General features: G+C 52.5%; 1 protein-coding gene. It reads right to left on the bottom strand.

Features of this window, described 5'->3' with window-relative positions:
- Nucleotides 1-168 precede the first annotated feature (168 nt).
- On the bottom strand, nt 169-3,150 hold the full coding sequence (locus Xkoz_RS18300; RefSeq protein WP_099143389.1) for an Ig-like domain-containing protein: 2,982 nt from the start codon (nt 3,148-3,150) through the stop codon (nt 169-171).
- Nucleotides 3,151-3,640 lie beyond the last annotated feature (490 nt).

The following is a 3,640-nucleotide window of genomic DNA, read 5'->3' as shown; positions in this document are numbered from 1 at the left end:
CTGATGCTGTTCACAATACTGTTTTCGGGTCAGATCACTGTGCCGCCATTGGGTCACATGGCGCTGTTTTTGTTCGGGGGTGTATCGGTTACGGCGCATAATGGGCTCTCCAAATGAAAAATCAGAAGCCGTAGCGTGCATGAGCTGAATGGACGGAACAAGGTGAGATCACCGGACGGTTACAAACCAGGTATGAACCGTCAAGGTCAGTTCGACCTGTTGCCCCGCCTCATCCATTCCCGTGAGTCTCACGCCATCCGGGTGATGCTGTACCCGCACAACATCCCCCGATACCGTCACCGCGGGGGAATCACTCTGCCAGCTAACCCGACCTGTATTGCCTGTTGTGATAAGGCGAAATTTCGCGCCACGCCAGAAAACGGCAGGCCCGCGGGGGCCAAATGATTTCTGGTTGGCATTGCCGCCCTGCCTGTCAATGGCAACCGTATCCACCAGGCGTAACGGCAGGATAAATGCCACCGAGGAGACGACTTGTTGATCATCAATTTTAGCGGTGACCGAGGCCTGACCGGCATGACGACTGACAAAAGTGGCTGTTGCGTTTCCCTGACGGTCTGTCCGATCCTGCGCAAAAATCAACTCGCCAAAATCACCCCACCAGTCAACTGCCTTATCCGGGACACCCTGCCCATGCATATCCGTGACCGTCACCGTAAAAGTCACCCGATCTTCGCCATCCGCTACCGCGCGGGTTTTATTGACCCGGATTGCCGATGAGAAGACCTCATCAAAAGTCACCACCGGCGCGGCGACTTTATTATCGCCGACCTGGATCTGCACCTGATGCGCCCCTGACAATGTGCTGAGCAGTTGAACCTGCGTCTGCCCCTGAGGGTCAGTTTGCGAACGTTCTGAAGACAGCACGCCACGATCCGTTTGCCAGCTCACCGGCTGATTTGCCACGGGTAACCCCAGTGAGTCTTTCACTGTGGCGGTCAGTACCACCGCATCCTGCCCATCACCTTTAGCCCGGACTTTGTCCACGGTGATCGCCGGTTTCAGCAAACGTTCAAACGTCGCCGGCGGGGCATTGAGGGTTTTTCCCGCCACCTCGGCTGTCACCGTTGCCCGCCCTGCGGTGCGGCTGACTAACCGGGCTGTTGCCTCCCCCCGGCTGTTGGTCTGTTCTTGCTTATCCAGCAGTTGCCCGTTATCCGCTGACCATTGCACGTTACGGTGGGCAACGGGGTGATCTGCGGCATCGCGCACAGTTACCGTATAAAGGATGCTGTCCTGACCATCGGCAATGGCCGTTTGTTTGTCCGTCAAAAGCGTGGGCGTTAGCGAAGCAATAAAATGGATCGGAGAAGCCATCAGCGTTTCACTGCCAACCGCCACCGTCACGTCTGCATTTCCTGATACTTTGCTGGTTAAATAGGCCGTCGCCTGCCCTTTCGCATCGGTCATTAATGAAGAGGAGGCGAACTGGCCGAGATGAGTTTTCCAGCCAATCGCCTGCTCCGGCACAGGCGCACCGGCGGCGTTTTTGACCGTGACCGTCAACATAGCCCTCGCTTTTCCATCCGCCTTAACGCTGTGCTTATCAACGGTGATTTCGGGTATCAGCACTGCATCAAACTGTACCGAAGGCGCAACAGCCACCTCGCCATCCACAGTAACACGTACCGTATGCAACCCCGACTGACGGCTGCGCAGCACGACCGATGCCTGTCCCTGCGCATCCGTGTTCTGTCGGGATTGGGACAACCCGCCTTTATCACTTGACCAGATAACCGCCTGGTTTGGGACAGGCGCACCTGCCTGATCGGTGACCATCACGGTATACATCACCCGGTCATCGCCATCGGCTTTGGCCTGCGTTTTATTGGCGGTCACCTGCCATCGCTTTTCAGTCGGCAGACTCACCACCCTGATTTCTGCCCGATTGGAACGATTACCCCGATTATCAATGGCAATCCCCGAAAGCCGGACGGTTTTTTCCGTGGTTTTCGGCAACTGTAACGTCACTTTATCCGGTTGCTGATCAAGCACTTTTCCGCCGGCTTGCTGTAATTCTATGGTATCCAGCTCTAAACGCGCCAGCGGATATTGGGACTGGATAACCGGCACAAAGGTCACTGCCTTGCCTTCATAGCCGTTAACGGATGCCGGAAAGTCCAGTGTTATCAGGGTTTGCTTCTGATAATCCAGCACCATCTCGCTGCGCCGGTTCACAAAATCCAACTGGCTGGATTTCAGGCTGCGCAGTGGCGCGACCGCGTTCGGGTCAAGCTGATGGCTGAGCGGAATACCCAACCGATAATGAAGGTTCAGGGTAAAACGGTTCTCGCTAACGCCTTGCTTACCCTGTCGAAAATCGGCACCCAGTGTCACCAACGGCACGGGCGTGTAAGTCAACCCGGCGGTAACACTGTACGGGTTTTTCTGGCGTTCTGCTTCACCGAATAAGGCGACCTGCTGCCCGTAATATTGCGCAAACTGTAACTGCCCGCCCCAGTGGGGAAACGCCGGTAAATAGCCTTCTGCACGGATATCCCAGCCGTTTGCCGGTCTGGCGTCAAAGTCCGTGAGCCGGGAGGGTTTCCAGTGGGATAAGCGTTGGTAAAGATTGGCGGACAATTTGACATTATCATGCCCGGCTTCTAACCCAATGCTATAACGGTGATGGTGTTCCGGCCACAACGCATCCCAGAAAATATTGGCACCCCATAACCAGTTATCGGTTAAATAGCGATAGCCGAATCCCAGCGTGGTTGTCGTCTGGCCGTGATGGGTTTTGACCCCTGACTGACTGAATACGGTTCCGGACACCGATTGATAAAAAGGCAGCACCCCGTCAAATGCCACATCTTTTAACGAAAAGTGGCTGTCGAACGGGAGGGTGAGGCGGGCATGGCCGTATTGATTCAACCAGCGGGTCAGGGTTGATGTCACCGTAGACGATAGCTGCCGGGCGGCCAGTGTTTTTGCCGCTTCGCTGGGGGATTGCGATTGGGTAAGTTGTTGTCCTAATTGTGAGGTGATTTCTGCCAGTTTGAGGTCAGAAAGATTCTCTTCGTTTTGGTGTTCTGACGTGGCCTGACCGGGAAAACAGAGTGACAGGCTTAACAGGCCGATAATCGCAGATTTTGCCCGGCTGAACCGCAGGGAAGGGATTTTTTGCACCACGGATTGTGACCCTTTTCATTCATGATAAAAGGGGTAACATGCAGAAAAAATACGTTAAATACTGTGGTTAACTCTTTTTCCGAAAGAAAAAATTCATCCTTTTATCTGTCCACTTAACATAAAAAAGAATTTTAATAGTTACTTCAAGGTGCTATGAGCAATTAAACACCTAAGACGTGTTTTAGACAATATTTACACAAGCAACTCAAGTTGCATCCTAACATCCTAAAAAACAAAAACAGTTTGCAACTTGAAAGGCGATGAGTATATAACCGACCAATGCCGTTACAATGCAGACCTACTTTTTTAGGGGGAAACTTCAAATGCCCTTGACACAAAGAGTTAAGCTTATAGACATTTATCCAGATGCACACATGTACATTTCATCAACCAAGGCGGGAGCGTGAAATTTTTGTTAAAAAAATTCGGATTTGACGGATAAGAAAAAATAGCATTTTATACCCCTTTTTATCGGGAAGTGTTCTCATGA

The organism is Xenorhabdus kozodoii, from assembly GCF_002632875.1.
Lineage (GTDB): Bacteria > Pseudomonadota > Gammaproteobacteria > Enterobacterales > Enterobacteriaceae > Xenorhabdus > Xenorhabdus kozodoii.
The sequence above is the reverse complement of the archived record's forward strand: the minus strand, read 5'-3'. Positions and strand labels throughout refer to the sequence as shown.